The 17088-nt window shown below is 66.7% G+C and carries 16 protein-coding genes and 2 pseudogenes; 8 read left to right on the top strand and 10 right to left on the bottom strand.

What is annotated here, in order from left to right; genetic code table 11:
* Positions 1 to 36 precede the first annotated feature (36 nt).
* The 4 genes from FPZ24_RS01855 to FPZ24_RS01845 are packed head-to-tail and all read left to right on the top strand — an operon-like array spanning position 37 to position 1853.
* On the top strand, positions 37 to 402 hold the full coding sequence (locus tag FPZ24_RS01855) for a hypothetical protein (protein WP_146569452.1): 366 nt from the start codon (positions 37 to 39) through the stop codon (positions 400 to 402).
* A 43-nt stretch (positions 403 to 445) separates the two neighbouring features.
* A complete protein-coding gene (locus tag FPZ24_RS17005) occupies positions 446 to 895 on the top strand; it encodes a hypothetical protein (RefSeq protein WP_186728976.1) in 450 nt (149 codons plus the stop codon).
* The gene (locus FPZ24_RS17000; RefSeq protein ID WP_186728975.1) at positions 892 to 1455 is read left to right on the top strand and encodes a JAB domain-containing protein; all 564 of its coding nucleotides are present in this window, start codon (positions 892 to 894) and stop codon (positions 1453 to 1455) included. The genes FPZ24_RS17005 and FPZ24_RS17000 overlap by 4 nt, the downstream gene beginning before the upstream one ends.
* Entirely contained in the window at positions 1452 to 1853 is a 402-nt protein-coding gene (locus FPZ24_RS01845; RefSeq protein WP_146569450.1) for a response regulator, read from the top strand. Before FPZ24_RS17000 ends, FPZ24_RS01845 begins: the two co-directional genes overlap by 4 nt.
* Here the strand turns inward: FPZ24_RS01845 and FPZ24_RS01840 are convergent.
* Positions 1850 to 2860, bottom strand: a complete 1011-nt coding sequence (locus tag FPZ24_RS01840; protein WP_146569449.1) for an LLM class flavin-dependent oxidoreductase — start codon at positions 2858 to 2860, stop codon at positions 1850 to 1852. The genes FPZ24_RS01845 and FPZ24_RS01840 overlap by 4 nt on opposite strands.
* Before the next feature lie 11 nt (positions 2861 to 2871).
* Positions 2872 to 3777, bottom strand: coding sequence for an ATP-grasp domain-containing protein (locus FPZ24_RS01835; protein WP_146569448.1), 906 nt, complete (start codon positions 3775 to 3777; stop codon positions 2872 to 2874).
* 180 nt (positions 3778 to 3957) lie between these two features.
* Between FPZ24_RS01835 and FPZ24_RS01830 the strand changes: the two genes are divergently transcribed.
* The 3 genes from FPZ24_RS01830 to FPZ24_RS01820 all read left to right on the top strand — a co-directional run bounded on the left by FPZ24_RS01830 (position 3958) and on the right by FPZ24_RS01820 (position 8846).
* Positions 3958 to 5829 (top strand): ABC-F family ATP-binding cassette domain-containing protein, encoded by a 1872-nt coding sequence (locus FPZ24_RS01830; RefSeq protein ID WP_146569447.1) that lies wholly within the window; start codon positions 3958 to 3960, stop codon positions 5827 to 5829.
* Between the two features lie 108 nt (positions 5830 to 5937).
* Positions 5938 to 7488, top strand: a complete 1551-nt coding sequence (locus FPZ24_RS01825; RefSeq protein WP_146569446.1) for a TadA family conjugal transfer-associated ATPase — start codon at positions 5938 to 5940, stop codon at positions 7486 to 7488.
* Between the two features lie 164 nt (positions 7489 to 7652).
* Positions 7653 to 8846 carry an aspartyl protease family protein gene (locus tag FPZ24_RS01820; RefSeq protein WP_146569445.1) on the top strand — a complete coding sequence of 398 codons (1194 nt, stop codon included), beginning with the start codon at positions 7653 to 7655 and terminating at the stop codon, positions 8844 to 8846.
* Between the two features lie 87 nt (positions 8847 to 8933).
* Here the strand turns inward: FPZ24_RS01820 and FPZ24_RS01815 are convergent, their stop codons facing one another.
* Together FPZ24_RS01815 and phaR are read right to left on the bottom strand one after the other, a co-directional pair.
* Positions 8934 to 9131, bottom strand: coding sequence for a hypothetical protein (locus FPZ24_RS01815; protein WP_146569444.1), 198 nt, complete (start codon positions 9129 to 9131; stop codon positions 8934 to 8936).
* Positions 9132 to 9134: 3 nt separating this feature from the next.
* Positions 9135 to 9686 (bottom strand): polyhydroxyalkanoate synthesis repressor PhaR, encoded by a 552-nt coding sequence (gene phaR, locus FPZ24_RS01810; protein ID WP_146569443.1) that lies wholly within the window; start codon positions 9684 to 9686, stop codon positions 9135 to 9137.
* Positions 9687 to 9885: 199 nt separating this feature from the next.
* Here phaR and FPZ24_RS01805 point away from each other — a divergent pair.
* A pseudogene (locus tag FPZ24_RS01805) lies at positions 9886 to 11062 on the top strand (acetyl-CoA C-acetyltransferase).
* A gap of 100 nt (positions 11063 to 11162) precedes the next feature.
* Here FPZ24_RS01805 and FPZ24_RS01800 read toward each other — a convergent pair.
* The 6 genes and pseudogenes from FPZ24_RS01800 to mmsB form a co-directional block, all read right to left on the bottom strand.
* Entirely contained in the window at positions 11163 to 12191 is a 1029-nt protein-coding gene (locus FPZ24_RS01800; RefSeq protein WP_146569442.1) for an alanine racemase, read from the bottom strand.
* A 33-nt stretch (positions 12192 to 12224) separates the two neighbouring features.
* On the bottom strand, positions 12225 to 13829 hold the full coding sequence (locus FPZ24_RS01795) for an MFS transporter (protein WP_146569441.1): 1605 nt from the start codon (positions 13827 to 13829) through the stop codon (positions 12225 to 12227).
* 132 nt (positions 13830 to 13961) lie between these two features.
* Positions 13962 to 14075, bottom strand: a pseudogene (locus tag FPZ24_RS17895) (PEPxxWA-CTERM sorting domain-containing protein); the annotation flags it as partial.
* Between the two features lie 571 nt (positions 14076 to 14646).
* Complete coding sequence (locus FPZ24_RS01785) at positions 14647 to 15588, bottom strand: hypothetical protein (RefSeq protein ID WP_146569440.1); 942 nt, start codon at positions 15586 to 15588, stop codon at positions 14647 to 14649.
* Positions 15589 to 15753: 165 nt separating this feature from the next.
* Positions 15754 to 16206: a GreA/GreB family elongation factor gene (locus FPZ24_RS01780; RefSeq protein WP_146569439.1), complete on the bottom strand. Its 453-nt coding sequence runs from the start codon at positions 16204 to 16206 to the stop codon at positions 15754 to 15756.
* Positions 16203 to 17087 (bottom strand): 3-hydroxyisobutyrate dehydrogenase, encoded by an 885-nt coding sequence (mmsB, locus tag FPZ24_RS01775; RefSeq protein ID WP_146569438.1) that lies wholly within the window; start codon positions 17085 to 17087, stop codon positions 16203 to 16205. The genes FPZ24_RS01780 and mmsB overlap by 4 nt, the downstream gene beginning before the upstream one ends.
* Between the last annotated feature and the right edge of the window lies 1 nt (position 17088).

Raw genomic sequence — 17088 nt, 5'->3', positions numbered from 1 at the left:
GCGTCTGCCCACCACGGCCGGCGCGGTGGAGGAACTATGCGCGTCGATCCTGCAAACCATCCCCAATTCGCCAACATCCTCGCGGTGTCGGCCGCCGTCCTGACCGCCGAACGCGACGTCGACACCTCGATCGTCGCGCTGTCGAAGCTGATGGCGACGACGATCGAACAATATAACGACGCCAAGCTGCCCGCGCACATGGCGCAGCCCGCGCTCGCCAAGCTGGCCGAAGCGCTGACCGTCAACGTCGATGGTCGCCGCCTGCTGGGCGAAGCGCATCGCGAATATGGCCGCACCGCCAAGATGCTGGGCGCGACCGCCGAGGATTGGGGACCGCTCTGGCCGTGCTCGAAGGTCGAAGAGACGAAGCCCGCGCGCGCACCGCTCCGGGTGGCCGCCTAATTGGCTTGACGAGGAATAGCCGAAATGGTCGGCATGGACGGCAATGATCGCCATCCTCTTCATCTCCCTGTGGCTCGGGGTGTGCGGCTATGCCTTGTGGCGTGGCGGACAGCCCGAGCGCTTTGTGGCGGTGATGTTCCTCGTCGCCGCCCCGCTCAGCTCGGTGCTGTATTCGGCCGACAGCTGGCACGGGATGCAGCCGGGGATATTCGCAGTCGATCTGGTGATGCTGGGCCTGTTGCTGGTGATTGCGCTGCGGGCCAATCGCTATTGGCCGATCGCGATCGCCGCGATGCAGGTGTTCCAGGTGATCGGGCAATTGCTGAAACTGGCCGACCGCGACATGCCGATTCTGGTCTATTGGATCAGCACCGTGGTCTGGGCCTATCCGATGTTGATCCTGTTGCTGCTTGGCACCGTCCGCCACCGGAATCGGGTCAAGCGGCTCGGTCCCGAAGTGTCCTGGAGCAGATCCTCACCGCCGCTGGATTGATCGACGCGGCCCGCCGGGCGGACACCCTGATCGAAGAATTCGGATCGCTGCCGCTGTTGCTCGCGGCGAGTCCGGCGCGCCAGTTGCGCGTGGCGGGCAACGCGGAAATCGTCGCGCTGTTGCAGGCGGTGAAGCAGGCGCTTCGCGACGTGACGCGCGCCGATCTCGACGGGCGGCGCGTGCTGCCCGACGCGCGTGCGCTGCGCGATTATCTGATGGTCCATCTGGCCGACGAGACCAACGAGCAGGTTCGCATCCTGTACCTCAACGCCAACGACCGCCTGATCCTCGACGAACTCCATTCGAGCGGCACGCCGAGCACGACGCCGTTCTGCGTCCGCACGATTGCCGCGCGCGCGCTTGAAGTGGGCGCGATGAGCCTGATCGTCGCGCACAACCATCCGTCGGGCCTGCGCGAGAGCAGCAACGCCGACATCGCGCTGACGATCGCGCTGGAGGCCGCGCTCGACGCGCTCGGCATGACGCTGATCGACCATCTGATCGTGACACGCGGCGGACTGTCGAGCGTGCGCGCGGCGACCAAGGGGTTGGCGGCATGACGGTCCGCACGCTCCTGATCGACGACGACCCTGATACGCGCGCGATCGTCGCGCTCGCGCTCGACCTCCACCCGGACTTCGCCGTCGCCGCGGTGTCGCGGCTCGACGCCGCCGATACGCTGCGCCGCGGAGTCGACGCGTTCGACCTGATCCTGCTCGACATGAAGACGTCCGACATGAGCGCCGGCGCGCTGGTCGGGACGGTGCGGCAATGGTCGTCCTCGGCGGCGATCCCGGTGCTGATCCTGTCACCGAAGCACAGCGATGCGGAGCGGTCCTATCGCTCGGCCGGCGCGCAGGGCGTGATTGCCAAGCCGTTCGATCCCGTCGCGCTACCCGACCGCGTGCTGGACATGCTCGAACCGTTCGGGGCGCCGGCGCGTCGCAGCGCCGGTTAGTTCATCACCTGCGCGGCGAAGCGCTCCATCTCTTCCGCCTGCGGGCTCATCTGGAGCAGCACCAGGTCGAGCCCGGCGCCTTCATAATCGGCGATGCGTTGCTTGAGCTGTTCAGGCGTGCCGACCAGGTTCGGGCGCAACCCGCGGTTCGATACCGAATATTCCTGGATCTTGAGCTCGCGTTCCAATTGCGTACCCGATAGCCATTGGTCGAAATTGTCGTAGCCGGCGGGCAAGTCGCTGACCGTGGTGATCCGCTCGAGCTCGCGCTGCGCCTCGGCCGCCGAATCGCGCACGATCGCATAGGCCGCCATGCCGTATTGCATCGGCGTGCCACCCACCGCATCGCGCCGCGCCGCCATGTCGGCGATCTTGGGCGCGATCGCCTCGACCGGATCGCCGTGCATGACGTACGCGTCGCACTGCGCGGCGATCATCGACTTCGCCTTCTCGCTCTCGCCACCGGCATAGACGGTCGGGCGCTTCGCCGGCTTGGGCGAGCAGATCGCGTCCTGCGTCTGGTAGAACTGGCCGTCGAAGCTGAACCGCTCCTCGGTCCACAGCCCGTCCACGACCGTCAGCCATTCCTCGGTCCGCGCATAGCGGTTGTCGTGCTGATCGAACTGCAACCCATATTGCTTGGCTTCGTCGGCCCACCAGGACGACACGACGTTGAGCGCCAGCCGCCCGCCCGAAATGCGGTCGATGTTGGCCGCCGCCTTCGCGAACAGCGCCGGGTGGTGGAAATTCGGCCGCACCGCGACCATCAGCTCGATCGACTCCGTCACCGCCGCCAGCGCCGCCGCGGTCGACCAGGCATCGAGCGCGGGTTGCTCGACGCCCTTGATGTCGTTGAGGTTGAGCTCGGCGATGAGCGACAGGTCGTAGCCGAGTTGCTCCGACCGCTGCGTCAGCCGCTTCACATAGTCCCAGCTCGCCGCCATGCCTTCGTCCGGCACGTTGCGGAGCCAGCCGCCGAACACCGGCATCCAATATCCGTAGCGCATGGCGACTACCCTTAGGCGAAGCTCTTGGCGGTGACCATGTCGAGAAAATCGACGAGCTTGTCGTGCGGGTCCCAGCCGAGCACGTCCATCGGCTTGGCGACGAAATTGGACAAGGCGTTGATGTCGTAGAAGCGCGGCGTTCCGTCGCGATCGTCGATCATCACTTCGATCCCGCCGACGTCGAGCCGCATTTCGTCGGCGATGCGTTCGGCCGCGTCGATCAGCATCTGGTCGGGTTCGGCCGCGACCATCGCGATCCCCGAATCGGCGACGCAGGCATCGGCCGGACACAGATCGAACGCCCCGCCCCCCACGATGTCGATCGCGTAGAGATATTCGCGGTCCAACGTCTCGATCCGCGTAATCTTGCCGTCGCGCACTGGCACGTAATCCTGCACCAGCAGCACGCCGTCCACGCTCTTCGGCAATTCGCCCTCGTTCACCGCCCAGCGCAGCTCCGCCATGTTATCGAACTTGACGATCCCGGCGCCCGACCCGCCGATATTCGCCTTCAGCACCAGCGGAAAGGTCAAGGTCGCCGCCGCCGCTTCGATATCCGCCACGCGGTGCACGACGCGTGTTTCGGGGATTGCGAGGCCGAGGCTCGCGATCAGCGCGAGTTGCCGCGCCTTCGACGCGTCGATGGCCATCACATCGGCGCCGTTGATCACGCGCGCGCCCGACCGCCGCCAATGGTCGAGCAATGCCATGGTGTGGAAGATCGGATGCTCCGCCTCGCGCAGGAAGCTCGACATCGCGATGCGGTTGAACACGACCGGCGCGGGAATCGCGCCATAACCGGGGCTCCAATTACCCTCGGGGCCGAACGCGGCGTAATTGATGCCGCGGCGGTCGAGCGCGGCGAACAGAGGCGCAAACCATTGGGGATGTTCGTAAAGTATTGCGAGGTCGATCATGATCCCGGCCTTACCGTCGCCCCTTGCCAGCGTCATCCCTGCGAAAACGCCGGTATTTGTACCATGCTGTCCCAATTCGACGCCATCGGGACTGCCCAAAACCGGCAGGCCGGCACTTCTTCGCGCCAGTCGGCATAGAGGGTGGTGCGATCGGCCCGCCTCCCCTACAGGCCGCGCATCATGCTCAACCTGACCGACATTACGGTCCGCCTCGGCGGGCGGACGATCCTCGACGGCGCGACCGCGAAGCTGCCGCCGAAGAGCCGCGTCGGGCTGATCGGCCGCAACGGCGCGGGCAAGACGACGTTGGTCAAGGTGATCGCCGGCACGCTGGAACCCGATACCGGCCAGGCCGACATGCCGCGCGGCAGCCGGCTCGGCTATATCGCGCAGGAAGCGCCGCACGGCGACGCGACCCCGTTCGAGACGGTGCTCGCCGCCGACACGGAGCGCGCCGCGCTGATGCACGAAAGCGAGACGAGCCACGATCCCGACCGGCTCGGCGAGATCCACGAGCGGCTGAATGCGATCGACGCGCATTCGGCGCCGTCGCGCGCCGCGCGCATCCTGGTCGGGCTCGGCTTCGACGAAGCCGCGCAGCATAGCCCGCTCGACACCTTTTCCGGCGGGTGGAAGATGCGCGTCGCGCTAGCGGCGTTGCTGTTCTCGCAGCCCGACCTGCTGCTGCTCGACGAACCGTCGAACCACCTCGACCTCGAAGCGGTGTTGTGGCTCGAGGATTTCCTCAAATCCTATCCCGCGACGATCGTGCTGGTCAGCCACGAGCGCGATTTCCTCAACAACGTGGTGGACCACATCCTCCACCTCGAGCGCGGCAAGCTCTGGCTCTATCCGGGCGGCTACGATTCGTTCGAACGCCAGCGTGCCGAACGCCAGGCGCAGATCGCGTCGGCGCGCGCCAAGCAGCAGGCCGAGCGCGAGAAATTGCAGGATTACGTCGCCCGCAACTCCGCCCGCGCATCGACCGCCAAGCAGGCGCAGTCCCGCGCCAAGGCGCTGGCGAAAATGCAGCCGATCGCCGAACTGGTCGACGATCCGTCACTCAGCTTCGACTTTCCCAGTTCCGCAGAATTGCGCCCACCGCTGATCACGCTCGACCTCGCGAGCGTCGGTTACGGCGACAAACCGATCCTCAGCCGGTTGAACCTGCGCCTCGATCCCGATGACCGCATCGCGCTGCTCGGGCGTAACGGCAACGGCAAGACCACGTTGGCGCGCCTGCTCGCGGCGCAGCTCACGCCGATGGACGGCGCGATGAACGCGTCGGGCAAGATGCGCGTCGGCTATTTCACGCAATACCAGGTCGAGGAACTCGACTCCGACGAGACTCCGCTCCAGCACATGGCGCTGCTGATGAAGGGCGCGACGCCGGGCGCCGTGCGCAGCCAGCTCGGCCGGTTCGGCTTTTCGGGCGACAAGGCAATCACCAAGGTCGGTAAGCTGTCGGGCGGCGAGCGCGCCCGGCTCGCGCTGGCGCTGATCACCCGCGATGCGCCGCACATGCTGATCCTCGACGAACCGACCAACCATTTGGACGTCGATGCCCGCGAAGCGCTGATCCAGGCGCTCAACGCCTATTCGGGCGCCGTCGTGATCGTCAGCCACGATCGCCACATGCTGGAAATGACCGCCGACCGGCTGGTGCTGGTCGACGCCGGCACCGCGAAGGAGTTCGACGGCAGCCTGGACGACTATATCGCCTTCGTGCTGGCGAAGGACGCGTCGGACACCGCGAAGGAAGTGTCGAAGCTCAACAAGAAGGACGCCCGTCGCGCGGCCGCCGAAGCACGCGAGGCCAGCCAGAGCCTTCGCAAGGCGGCGAAGGCGGCGGAAGACCAGCTCGCCAAGCTCAACGCCGAACGCAGCGCGATCGACCGCGCGATGTTCGACCCGCCCTCGGCGGACGCGGCGCTGTCGAAACTGACGATGACCGACCTGATGAAACGCCGCGCCGAGGTGGAAGCGAAGATCGAAACGGCCGAGGCGGCATGGATGGAAGCCAGCGAAGCGCTGGAAGCGATCGCCGCGTAACACCCGACAAAAACGGCTCGTCGCGAACTTTCGCGCGGGCTGCGTTGGTTAGTAAATTGTCAACGCCTCGCCCTTACGAACGGTCCCAACTATGAAGGGATCGAAGGCATGAGCGCGTTTGGGCGCCGCAGTGGAGCGGGCGGAGGAGCGGCCGGACGGCCGGCTTTTGGCGTCGCCAAGCCGATGCAGGGCGGTAGCCCGGCACGGGCCGAACCCGATCACGCCGAACAATTCCCACCGCTTCCCGGCGGTATGGATCCGCACAGCCCGCCGCCGTCCAGCGCCGATCTCGAAGCGCCGCAGGGCAACATGCCCGGCACCGCGATGGACGCGATGCAGCGCCTCGCCGACCGTCAGAACGCCAGCGCCGATTCGGGCAGCTCGCGCGGCGAGGGGTTCGAGGCATCGGTCCACAAGATCAAGGAACAGGTGCTGCCGCGCCTGCTCGAACGCGTCGATCCGGAAGCCGCCGCCACGCTCAACAAGGACGAGCTGGCCGAGGAATTCCGCCCGATCATCGGCGAAGTGCTCGCCGAACTGAAGCTGACGCTCAACCGCCGCGAACAGTTCGCGCTGGAAAAGGTGCTGGTCGACGAACTGCTCGGTCTCGGGCCGCTCGAGGAACTGCTCAGCGATCCGAACATCTCCGACATCATGGTCAACGGTCCCGACCAGACCTTCGTCGAACGCAAGGGCCAGCTCGAGCTGGCGCAAATCCAGTTCCGCGACGAGGAGCATCTGTTCCAGATCGCGCAGCGCATCTGCAACTCGGTCGGCCGCCGCGTCGACCAGACCACGCCGCTGGCCGACGCCCGTCTGAAGGACGGCTCCCGCGTCAACGTGATCGTCCCGCCGCTCAGCTTGCGCGGCACCGCGATCTCGATTCGTAAATTCTCCGACAAGCCGATCACGCTCGACATGATGGCCGGCTTCGGATCGATGAGCCCGAAGATGGCGACCGCGCTGAAGATCGCGGGCGCGTGCCGGTTCAACATCGTCATCTCGGGCGGTACCGGTTCGGGTAAGACGACGATGCTCAACGCCTTGTCGAAGATGATCGACCCGGGCGAGCGCGTGCTGACGATCGAGGATGCGGCCGAACTTCGTCTGCAGCAGCCGCACTGGCTGCCGCTCGAAACGCGCCCCGCCAATCTCGAAGGTCAGGGCGAAATCACCATTCGCGACCTCGTCAAGAACGCGCTGCGTATGCGCCCGGACCGCATCATCCTCGGCGAAATTCGTGGCTCGGAGTGCTTCGACCTCCTGGCCGCGATGAACACCGGCCACGACGGATCGATGTGTACGCTCCACTCCAACAGCCCGCGCGAATGCCTGGGCCGTATGGAAAACATGGTGCTGATGGGCGACATCAAGATCCCGAAGGAAGCCATTTCGCGCCAGATCGCCGACTCGGTCGACATGATCGTCCAGGTCAAGCGCCTGCGCGACGGTTCGCGCCGCGTGACCAACATCACCGAGGTTATCGGCATGGAAGGCCCCGTCATCGTGACGCAGGAGCTGTTCAAGTTCGAATATCTCGACGAGAGTTCGGACGGCAAGATCGTCGGCGAATATCGCGCGATGGGCCTGCGCCCCTACACGATCGAAAAGGCCCGCCAGTTCGGGTTCGATCAGGCGTATCTGGAAGCCTGCCTCTAAGCTTTTTGCAGCGATTTAGCGGACGCTAAATCGCGCCTGGCAAAAGCGCGGCCGGCCTCGCTTTGCGAGGGCCGACGGCGCGGCTTCGCCGTGCCGCATCGCGTTAACGATCAATCAAGGTTAATGCCGTTTTTACTTTTGCGGCGCCCGCGTAAGCCAGGCGCATGCACCGCTGGCTGCTCCCGCTTGCCATCCTTCTGCCCGCGCCCCTCGCTGCGGCGATGGCGCCCGGACTGCCCGCGCCGATGCCCGACCGCGCGGTGTTGGCGCCCGATACCGAGGCGCAGTGGGTGCCGTTCGAGCTGACCCCGGGCAATCAGATCCGGTTCCGCATGACGATCGACGGGCGCCTGGCGACGGCGTTGCTTGACACCGGTTTCAATCAGACCGTGATCTCGCGCCGCTGGGCGATCGCCGCGCGCTTGCCCGTGGTCGCCGGCGGTACCGCGACCGCGATCGGCGGGACCGTCGCGATGGGCGCAGTCGATGGCCGGACGTTGGTGATCGGCGGGCTGACCAAGACCGGCGGACGGCTCGGCGTGCTGGACTTGCCGGCCGGCGCGACCGGCAGCGACGCGACGATCGACGCCGTGATCGGCGGCGACGTGCTGCGCCAATACGCGCTCGACATCGACTTCGCGCAGCATCGTTTCCGCTTGCTGCCGAGCGGGCGGCTTCCCTTCGCGGGGCAAAGCGCGCCGCTGACGCTGTCGGCGCGCGCGGGGCTCTATATCAGCGAGTTGCGGATCGACGGCACGCGGTTGCGCCCGATCATCGTCGATACCGGCGACGGCGCGACGCTCGCCGTGTCGGCCGAGGCCTGGACCACGATCGGCGCGGTGCGGCCGACCACTTCGACCGTCTCGTACAGCGTCGCCGGCCCGGTCCAGTCCGACTTCACCGTGCTGCCCGAAGTCGCGGTCGGCGACGCGACGCTCCGCCAGGCCGAAACGATGATCGAGGCGAATGGCGGCTTTTCGGCGCGGATGGGCGCGTCGGGGCGGATCGGGATCGGGTTCCTGCAACGGTTCCGCGTCCTGCTCGACCCGCGCGCCGGGCGGATGGTGATGGCGGCAACCACCGATACCGACCGCGCGCCGTTGCGCTCGACCAGCGGCCTACTGCTCGGCACCGAACAGGATCGCCTCCGCGTACTCCATGTGATGCGCGGCAGCCCGGCGGCGGCCGGCGGGTGGAAGCCCGGCGAAGAGATTTGCGGCATCGACGGTACGACCGTCTCGGCCGGCTATCGCACCGATCCCATTGCGATGTGGCCGGCCGGGAACCCGGGGCGCGTGGTGCGGCTGCGGCTGTGCGGCGGCGCGACGCGCGCGCTGACGCTGGCGCAGTTTTACTAGCCGCCGTGCTCCGGCGAAGGCCGGAGCGTCGGAAATCGAAGCGCGATCTTGCCAACGCGACGGCCTTCGCCGGAGCACAGTGACGACTTACAGATTTACCGCCAGGCTGAACGCGACGATCGCCCCGATCAGCGCGAAGACCTGGACCGAGCGCCAGTCGAACCACGCCACGCGGTCGAGGTCGTCGCGCCGACGGTGCCGCCAATCGGCGATCCCGGCCAGCACCGCGACGACGACCGCCAGCGCGACCGCGCCCTCGGCGAGCTGCTTGCTCGTGAAATCCACGCCTTAGTGGCCGAGCTTCTCGATCTTTTCCTGAAGCCGCGCGAGTTCCGCCTTCAGCGTCGCGACATCCTCGTCTTTGCCCGCGACTGGTGCACCGGCCTCGGCGGCGGCACCCGGCTTGAACGCCTTCGTCGCAGCCTCGAACATCTGCATGTTGCGCTTGGCGATCTCTGCGAACGGCGAGTTGGCGAACGCGCCCTCGACCGCTGACTTGAACTGTTCGTGGTTGCGGCGAAAGCTTTCCATCGATGCTTCCAGATAGCCCGGCACCATCGCCTGCATCGAATCGCCGTACATCGCGATCAACTGGCGCAGGAAATTGACCGGCAGCATCGTCTGGCCGCGGGCTTCCTCTTCCATGATGATCTGGGTCAGGACATTGTGCGTGATGTCCTCGTCGGTCTTGGCGTCGACCACTTTGAAATCGCGCCCTTCGCGCGTCATCGTCGCGAGATGATCGAGCGTGATGTAGGACGAGCTTTCGGTATTGTAGAGCCGCCGATTGGCGTACTTCTTGATGATCACCGGGCCGTCGCCGGCGGCATTCTTCTTCATGGATCGATCGCCCCTGTCGATATCGTGGGCCGATAGCTACGCGGTTGCTTGATGCACTGCAACACGCGCTGCTGTGCTGCGCAAAATAAACGCAGCAAAACGGGACTCGCCGTAACGGCAACATCGCTTGTGCGCCTGCGCTGGCCGTCACGACGGCGGCACGCTACAGACGCGGGGAATTCAGATCAGGAGTCGTCCCATGACCGATATCGTCATCACCGCCGCCAAGCGCACCCCCGTCGGCAGCTTTCTAGGCGCGTTCGCCGGTACGCCCGCGCACGAACTCGGCCGCATCGCGATCGAGGCGGCGCTGGCGCAGGCGGGCGTATCGGGCGCCGACGTGTCGGAAGTGATCCTGGGCCAGGTGCTGACTGCCGGCCAGGGCCAGAACCCCGCGCGCCAGGCGTCGATGGCGGCGGGCGTCCCCAAGGGAAGTACCCGCCTGGGGCGTCAACCAGGTATGCGGTTCCGGTCTGCGCGCGGTCGCATTGGCGGCGCAGGCGGTCGCGACCGGCGACGCGACGATCGTCGTCGCGGGCGGGCAGGAGAGCATGTCGCTCAGTGCGCACGCGCAGCATCTGCGCGGCGGCACCAAGATGGGTGATGTCAGCCTGGTCGACACGATGATCAAGGACGGCCTGACCGACGTGTTCAACGGCTATCACATGGGCATCACCGCCGAGAATCTGGCCGAGCAATATCAGGTGACGCGCGGCGAGCAGGACGAATTCTCGGTCGCCAGCCAGAACAAGGCGGAGGCCGCGCGCGGTGCGGGGCGGTTCAAGGACGAGATCGCGGCCGTCACAGTCAAGGGCCGCAAGGGCGATACGATCGTCGAGGACGACGAGTATATCCGTTCGGGCGCGACGCTCGACAGCGTGTCGGGCGTGCGGCCCGCGTTCAAGAAGGACGGCACGGTGACCGCCGCCAACGCTTCGGGCCTTAACGACGGCGCGGCCGCTTTGGTCGTGATGAGCCGAGAGGAAGCGGAAAAGCGCGGCAGCCCGATCCTGGCCGTGATCAAGTCGTGGGCGTCGGCGGGCGTCGATCCGTCGGTGATGGGGATCGGGCCGGTCCCGGCATCGAAGCGCGCGCTGGAGAAAGCCGGGTGGACGATCGCCGACCTCGACCTGATCGAGGCCAACGAGGCGTTCGCGGCGCAAGCGCTGTCGGTCGGCAAGGAACTCGGCTGGGACGCCGACAAGGTCAACGTCAACGGCGGCGCGATCGCGATCGGCCACCCGATCGGCGCGAGCGGCGCGCGCGTGCTTACGACGTTGATCTACGAAATGCAGAAGCGCGACGCGAAGAAGGGCCTGGCCACGCTCTGCATCGGCGGCGGCATGGGCATCGCAATGTGTCTCGAGCGGGACTGAAAACTTCCCACGTTTTAGCGGCTTAGTGCTCCGGCGAAGGCCGGAGCGTTGGAGAGGATGTTTGAAACTGCCAACGCTCCGGCCTTCGCCGGAGCACTGTCTATGGTAGGCGCTCGAACCGGTCGCCCAGCCCCGTCAGCAACTCATATTGCGACATGCCCGACGCCGCCGACGCGCGCGGGAGGTCGTAGTCGATGTCGAGCCAGTCGCCCTCGGCGACCTGGCGGCCGGTGACATCCACCGCGGTCAGGTCCATCGATACGCGACCGAGCACCGGTAGCGCCTCGCGTTCGTGCAGCGCCTGGCCGCGCCCCGAAAACCCACGCCAATAACCATCGGCATACCCGATATTGAGGATCGCCACGTCGGTATCGGCGGGCGCCGTCCACGTCGCGTTGTAGCCCACCGTCTCGCCCGCCGAGACGTGGCGGCGTTGCAGCACCTGGGCTTGCGGGAAGGCCACTTGCCGGATCGTGTCCGCCAGTTCGGGGCGCGGCACCCCGCCGTACAGCGCAAGGCCGGGCCGCGTCAGGTCGAACGCATAATCCGCGCCGAGCGCGATGCCGGCCGAATTGGCGAGGCTCAGCCGCTGCGCCGTTACGCCTTCGGCCATGGCCACGAACCGTCCGCGCTGGTCGCTGTTCTTGGGGCTGTCGTCATCGGCCGAGGCGAGGTGGCTCATCAGCGTGTCGATGTTCAGCCCGTCGAGCGCGCCCGCCGTCAGATCGCCCGCACCCAGCCCGAGCCGGTTCATGCCGGTGTCGAGCATGACGTCGCACGTCCCGCCGCCCGCCGCCTTCCACCGCGCCGCCTGCGCCGCGGTGTTGAGCACCGGGGTCGCGATACCCGTCAGCGCGGTCGCCATATCCTCTCCGCGCACGCCGTGGAGCACCGACAGACCGGGCAGTTTGAGCGGCGCCAACGCAGCCGCCTCCGCCCAGGTCGCGACGAAGAAGTCCCGGCAGCCCGCCGCCGCCAGCGTCGTCGCGACCCACGCCGCGCCGAGCCCGTAACCGTCGGCCTTGATCGCCGCCCCGCACGCCGCGCGCCCGCTCAGCCGCGCCAGCGAGCGCCAATTGGCGACCAGCGCTTGTGGATCACGGCGAAGGCGTAAGGGGGCGGCGGTCATGCCGCGCTGCCTAGCGGCGCACGCGCGCCAAGGCTAGGCGAGCGGCGCCTCCGGCTTCCACTTCAGGCCCCAAAGCGACACGATCAGCGCGACGAGCACCACCCACCACGTATACCACAGCCCCGCATAGGGATCGCCGGTCTTGGCCACGATCAGCTGGCTGATCAGCGGTAGGAACCCGCCGAAATAGCCGGTGCCGATATGATAGGGGATCGACATCGAGCTGTAGCGGATGCGGGGCGGGAACATCTCCGCCAGCAACGCCGCGACCGGACCGTAGGTCGCCCCCGCCAGCGCCGACATCACCAGCATCGCGACCAGGATGCCGAGCACGCCCGGCACGGTTGGGCGCACCTTGTCGAGGTTGTACCCCGCATCCTTCAGCGCAGCATCGAGCCCCGCCGGGCTGGTATCCATCACCCGCTCGCCACCGATCACCACGACCACCGCGGGCGTCGATCCCTTGGTGTAGGCGATGCCCTTTTTCGAGAAGTAATCGAGCAACTGCCCGCATTCGTCGCCCTGCTTCTTCGACAGGATCATGTTGGTCAGGCTGTAGTCGCAGGTCGGGCCGCTGACGATCACCGGCGCGCGCTTGTTGGCGTGGACCAGCGCCGGGTTCGCCGACCCGCCGATCACCCAGAAGATCGGGAACAGCATCACCAATGTCAGCGCATAGCCGATCACGATCGGCGCCTTGCGGCCCACGCGGTCGGACAGCCGCCCGAACAGGATGAACCAGAACAGCCCGCAAAACCCGCCGAACCCGACGATCAGCTGCGCGGTGGTCTCCTCGACCCGCATCGTCGTGGTCAGGAACGACAGCGTCGAGAACAAAGCGGTGTACCAGATCACCGTCAGCCCCGCGGCGACCCCCATCAGCGCCACGAATAGCCGCTTGGGATTGCCGGGATAGGTCAGGCTCTCGATGAACGGGTTCTTCGCGGTCTCCCCCGCTTCCTTCATCGCGCTGAAGATCGGGCTTTCGCTGAGCTTCAGCCGCATCCACAGCGACACCGCGAGCAACACCAGCGAGAACACGAACGGAAAGCGCCACGCCCACGCGGTCCAGGTCGCCTCGCTGACAACCAGCTTGGTCAGCAGCACCACCGCCAGGCTGAGGATGAATCCGCCCGCGACGCACGCCTGGATGAAGCTGGTGTAGAACCCCGCTTTGCCCGGCGGCGAATGCTCGGCGACGTAGATCGCCGCCCCGCCATATTCGCCGCCCAGCGCGAGCCCCTGCAGCACCCGCAGGAAGATGATGATCCCCGGCGCCCACAATCCGATCTGCGCCGCGGGCGGGATCAGCCCGACCCCGGCGGTCGCGATGCCCATCAACGTGATCGTGACGAGAAACGTGTATTTGCGCCCCAGCCGATCGCCGAGGAATCCGAACAGCGCCGCGCCGAACGGCCGGAACCCGAACCCGACCGCGAACCCGGCCCACACCAGCACCATCCGCACGGTTTCGTTGTCCGACGGCACGAACGTCTTGCCGATGATCGTCGCCAGCGTGCCGTAGATGAAGAAGTCGTACCATTCGAACAATGTGCCGAGCGACGACGCGGCGATGACGAGGCGCACGTCGGCGGGCGACGGATCGGGCCGCAAGTCCTCCGCTACGATCGTCGCCATTGGTGCTGCCCCTCCCCTGTTACGACAGTCCTACCGCGTTGGGCCGGGGAGTGGAATATGCCTGTGATACCGCCGTGCGAAACGAGCCGCCGACCCTAAGATCGACGGCTCTCGCTAACATCGGAGGACGGATCAGGCGAAGCGGACGCGGGTCGCGACCTTCGGCCGACGACGCATCGCGAAACCGATCGCGCCGAAGCCCGCCAGCATCATCGCCCAGGTCGCGGGTTCGGGGACCGCGCCGGCGGCAACCGGAGAAATGGTCAGTGTGCCATTGCCGAAGAACGGATTGATGAGCGTGAACGTACCCGTCAGGAAGGTGGGGCTGCTCGGCGATCCGGTGAACAGCGTGGGCGCATTGAACTGCGTGAAGCCGAGATTGGGTGCCGCAATGCTCAGGCTGGCGAAGATGCCATTACCGAAGCTGATCGTGTCCGCCGTTCCCGCGACGCCGCCGAAAATGCCGGCGACGTTGCGGAACGAAAACTGGTCCGACCCGACGAACGTTTGCGAAGAGTTGGGGGTCGGGTTGGAATCGAGCTGGAATATCGCGGTCCCCGACGGCCCCGAGAAGTTGAATAGATACGGCGCGGCATAGGCGGGCGAGGCCACCGCGATCATCGCGGTCGCCATAACAAATGCGATCTTTTTCATAGTCACTCCCTGCCTCTGACAGCCACACATCGCGGGTAGACGGCGGGTCGAGATACGAACGCAGGACGCCAAAGGTTGCGCTGCCGTTAACGAATAAATTGCGCGTCTCTCTTTGGCACACGCAGAAGAAATATTTCCTGATCTGTGTTAGTTATGCTGGCGTTCAGGACCGATCCTTCGCCTCCGGAATATCCTCCAGCCGCCATCCCCCGAACAGCGCTCGCGTCGGGTCGGTCGGCGGCTTGCCCTTGGCCTTCGACCATCCCGTCACCTGGCTCAGATCGGGCAGTTCGCCCGGCGCCCAGCGGTGATAGGTCGGCTCGCCGCGCGCCAGGCGTTCGGCCTCAGCGATGCGATATTTCAACCGGGCTTCCTCCAGCCCTGCCTCGTACATCGCAGCCAATCGGAACGAATGCGCCTCGCGGCTCTCCCCGCGCCGGCGCTTGAGGTGCGGCGGCTCGTTGAGCGTGTGCACCTCCTTCTGGTGGAGATACATCAGCTGCAGCGCCTGGTTCGCGGTCATCGGCGGGATGGCGGGCGGATCGTTGCGGCGCCAATCGTCGTCGGCGAACGATTCCGCCAGCGTGCTTTCCAGCAACGCCATCTTCAGCCGTTCATACCCCATTTCCAGCGCCAGCCGCCATTCGCGCGCGAAGCCGGGGTCGCGATCCCGGATGCGATAGAAGGTCGAAGCCGAATGGCACCCCGCAGCGGCCGAGAGCGACACGTTTGCGGTCGCACAAAGCGCCGCGAGGAAACGTTGCCGGGCGGCATGATCGACCAGGCCAGTCTGGGCGCGGCGCAATTGCCGCTGGCCGCCTTTGGTGCGACAAATATTCGGCTCCGCGGATGATGGAACGGCAGTGCCAGCGCGAGCGCCCGACAGCGCCGCATGCGCCATCGCGAGCGCGGCGTCCCATCGCAGCGCGAAGGCCGAATACCGCCCCCGCCGCCAGTTGAACTTGCGCGGCGTGACCCCTAGCGCTCGCGCCGCGGTGGTGGCGTTGCCGGTGCGTTGAAGGTGCCGCAGGAACGCGGCGTTTTCCATCTGCTGGGCGCGAGTCAGGGGGATCGGCATGCGGTCCTCGGCGGGAAGGGAGGACATCTCAGGTCTGCCTGAAATTCCTACATTTCAAGCCGCAATTGATCCTCCCCGGGACGGGGAGGTGGCGCCGAAGGCGACGGAGGGGGCGGGCCACCAGCGACCTCCGAGGAGGCGAACCCCCTCCACCAGCCTACGGCTGGTCCCCCTCCCCGTCCCGGGGAGGATCTAAAGGATCGACACGACCTCGACCGCTTCATCTCGCCCCGGCATTTCGACCTCCTCGCCCGCCATCGCCCCGATCAGCGCGCGCGCCAGCGGTGCACTGAACGCGATTAGCCCGGCCGCCGGATCGGCCTCGTCATCGCCGACGATGCGCAGGTCGCGGGTCGCCCCGTCCATCCGGATACGCACGCGCGATCCGAACGCGATCTCGTCGGCGGTCGGCGGCGGGGCGACGATCGCGGTGACGCGGCGGGTGTGCCAATAGCGCAGGCTGCGCGCGATTTCCTCGCGGCGCGGTTCGTCGGCGGTGGCCTGCTCGGCTTCCAATTCGGCGATGCGTGCGGCGATCAGCGTCGGGCCGTTTTCGGTGACGAGGTTCGGGCCGGCCGGGATCGGCAGTTCGAAGCGCGGTTCCTTATGTTCCTCGTCGGACTCGCGGCGAAACGCGACGCTCATTCCTTCTTGCCCAATGCCCGGATGATCGCCGAGAAATCGAGTCCGCCATTCCCATCGTCGTTGAACGCCTGGTACATCTCCGCCGCCTTCGCCCCCATCGGCGTGTCGGCGCCGACCGACGACGCGGCTTCCATCGCGAGGCGCAGGTCCTTGAGCATCAACGCGGTCGCGAAGCCGCCCTGATAGTCGCGATCGGCGGGGGTTTCCGGGCCGACACCGGGCCATGGCGCGTAGCTGGTCAGCGACCAGCTCTGGCCCGAGGACACACTGGCGATATCGAAGAATTTCTGCGGATCGAGCCCGAGCTTGTCGGCGAGCAGGAATGCTTCGCACGTCGCGATCATCTCCGCGCCGAGCACCATGTTGTTGCAGATCTTGGCCGCCTGCCCCGCGCCCGACGCGCCGGCGTGGATCACCGCCTTGCCCATCGCCGACAGAAACGGTTCGGCGCGGTCGAACGCCTCTGCGCTGCCGCCGACCATGAAGGTCAAAGTGCCGGCGTTGGCCGCCGCGATCCCACCCGACACGGGAGCATCGACCATCGTCAGACCCTTGGCCAGCGCCGCCTCGCCGACGCGCTTGGCGGTGGCGACGTCGATCGTCGAACAGTCCATCAGGATCGCCGACGCGGGCGCGGCACCGAACACGCTGTCGGTATACACGCCCTCTACATGCTTGCCCGCGGGCAGCATCGTCACCACGGCTTCGGCGCCGTCGCACGCCTCCGCCGCGGATCCGACGGGCAGGCAGCCGGCCGCCTTCGCCTTGTCGAGCGCCTCCGCCGACAAGTCGAACGCGCGGACGTCATGGCCGTTCTTCGCCAGGTTTGCGGCCATCCCGCCGCCCATATTGCCCAGCCCGACGAATGCGACGCGTGCCATC

The sequence above is a fragment of the Sphingomonas panacisoli genome (assembly GCF_007859635.1).
Classification (GTDB): Bacteria; Pseudomonadota; Alphaproteobacteria; order Sphingomonadales; family Sphingomonadaceae; genus Sphingomonas; species Sphingomonas panacisoli.
The sequence above is the reverse complement of the archived record's forward strand: the minus strand, read 5'-3'. Positions and strand labels throughout refer to the sequence as shown.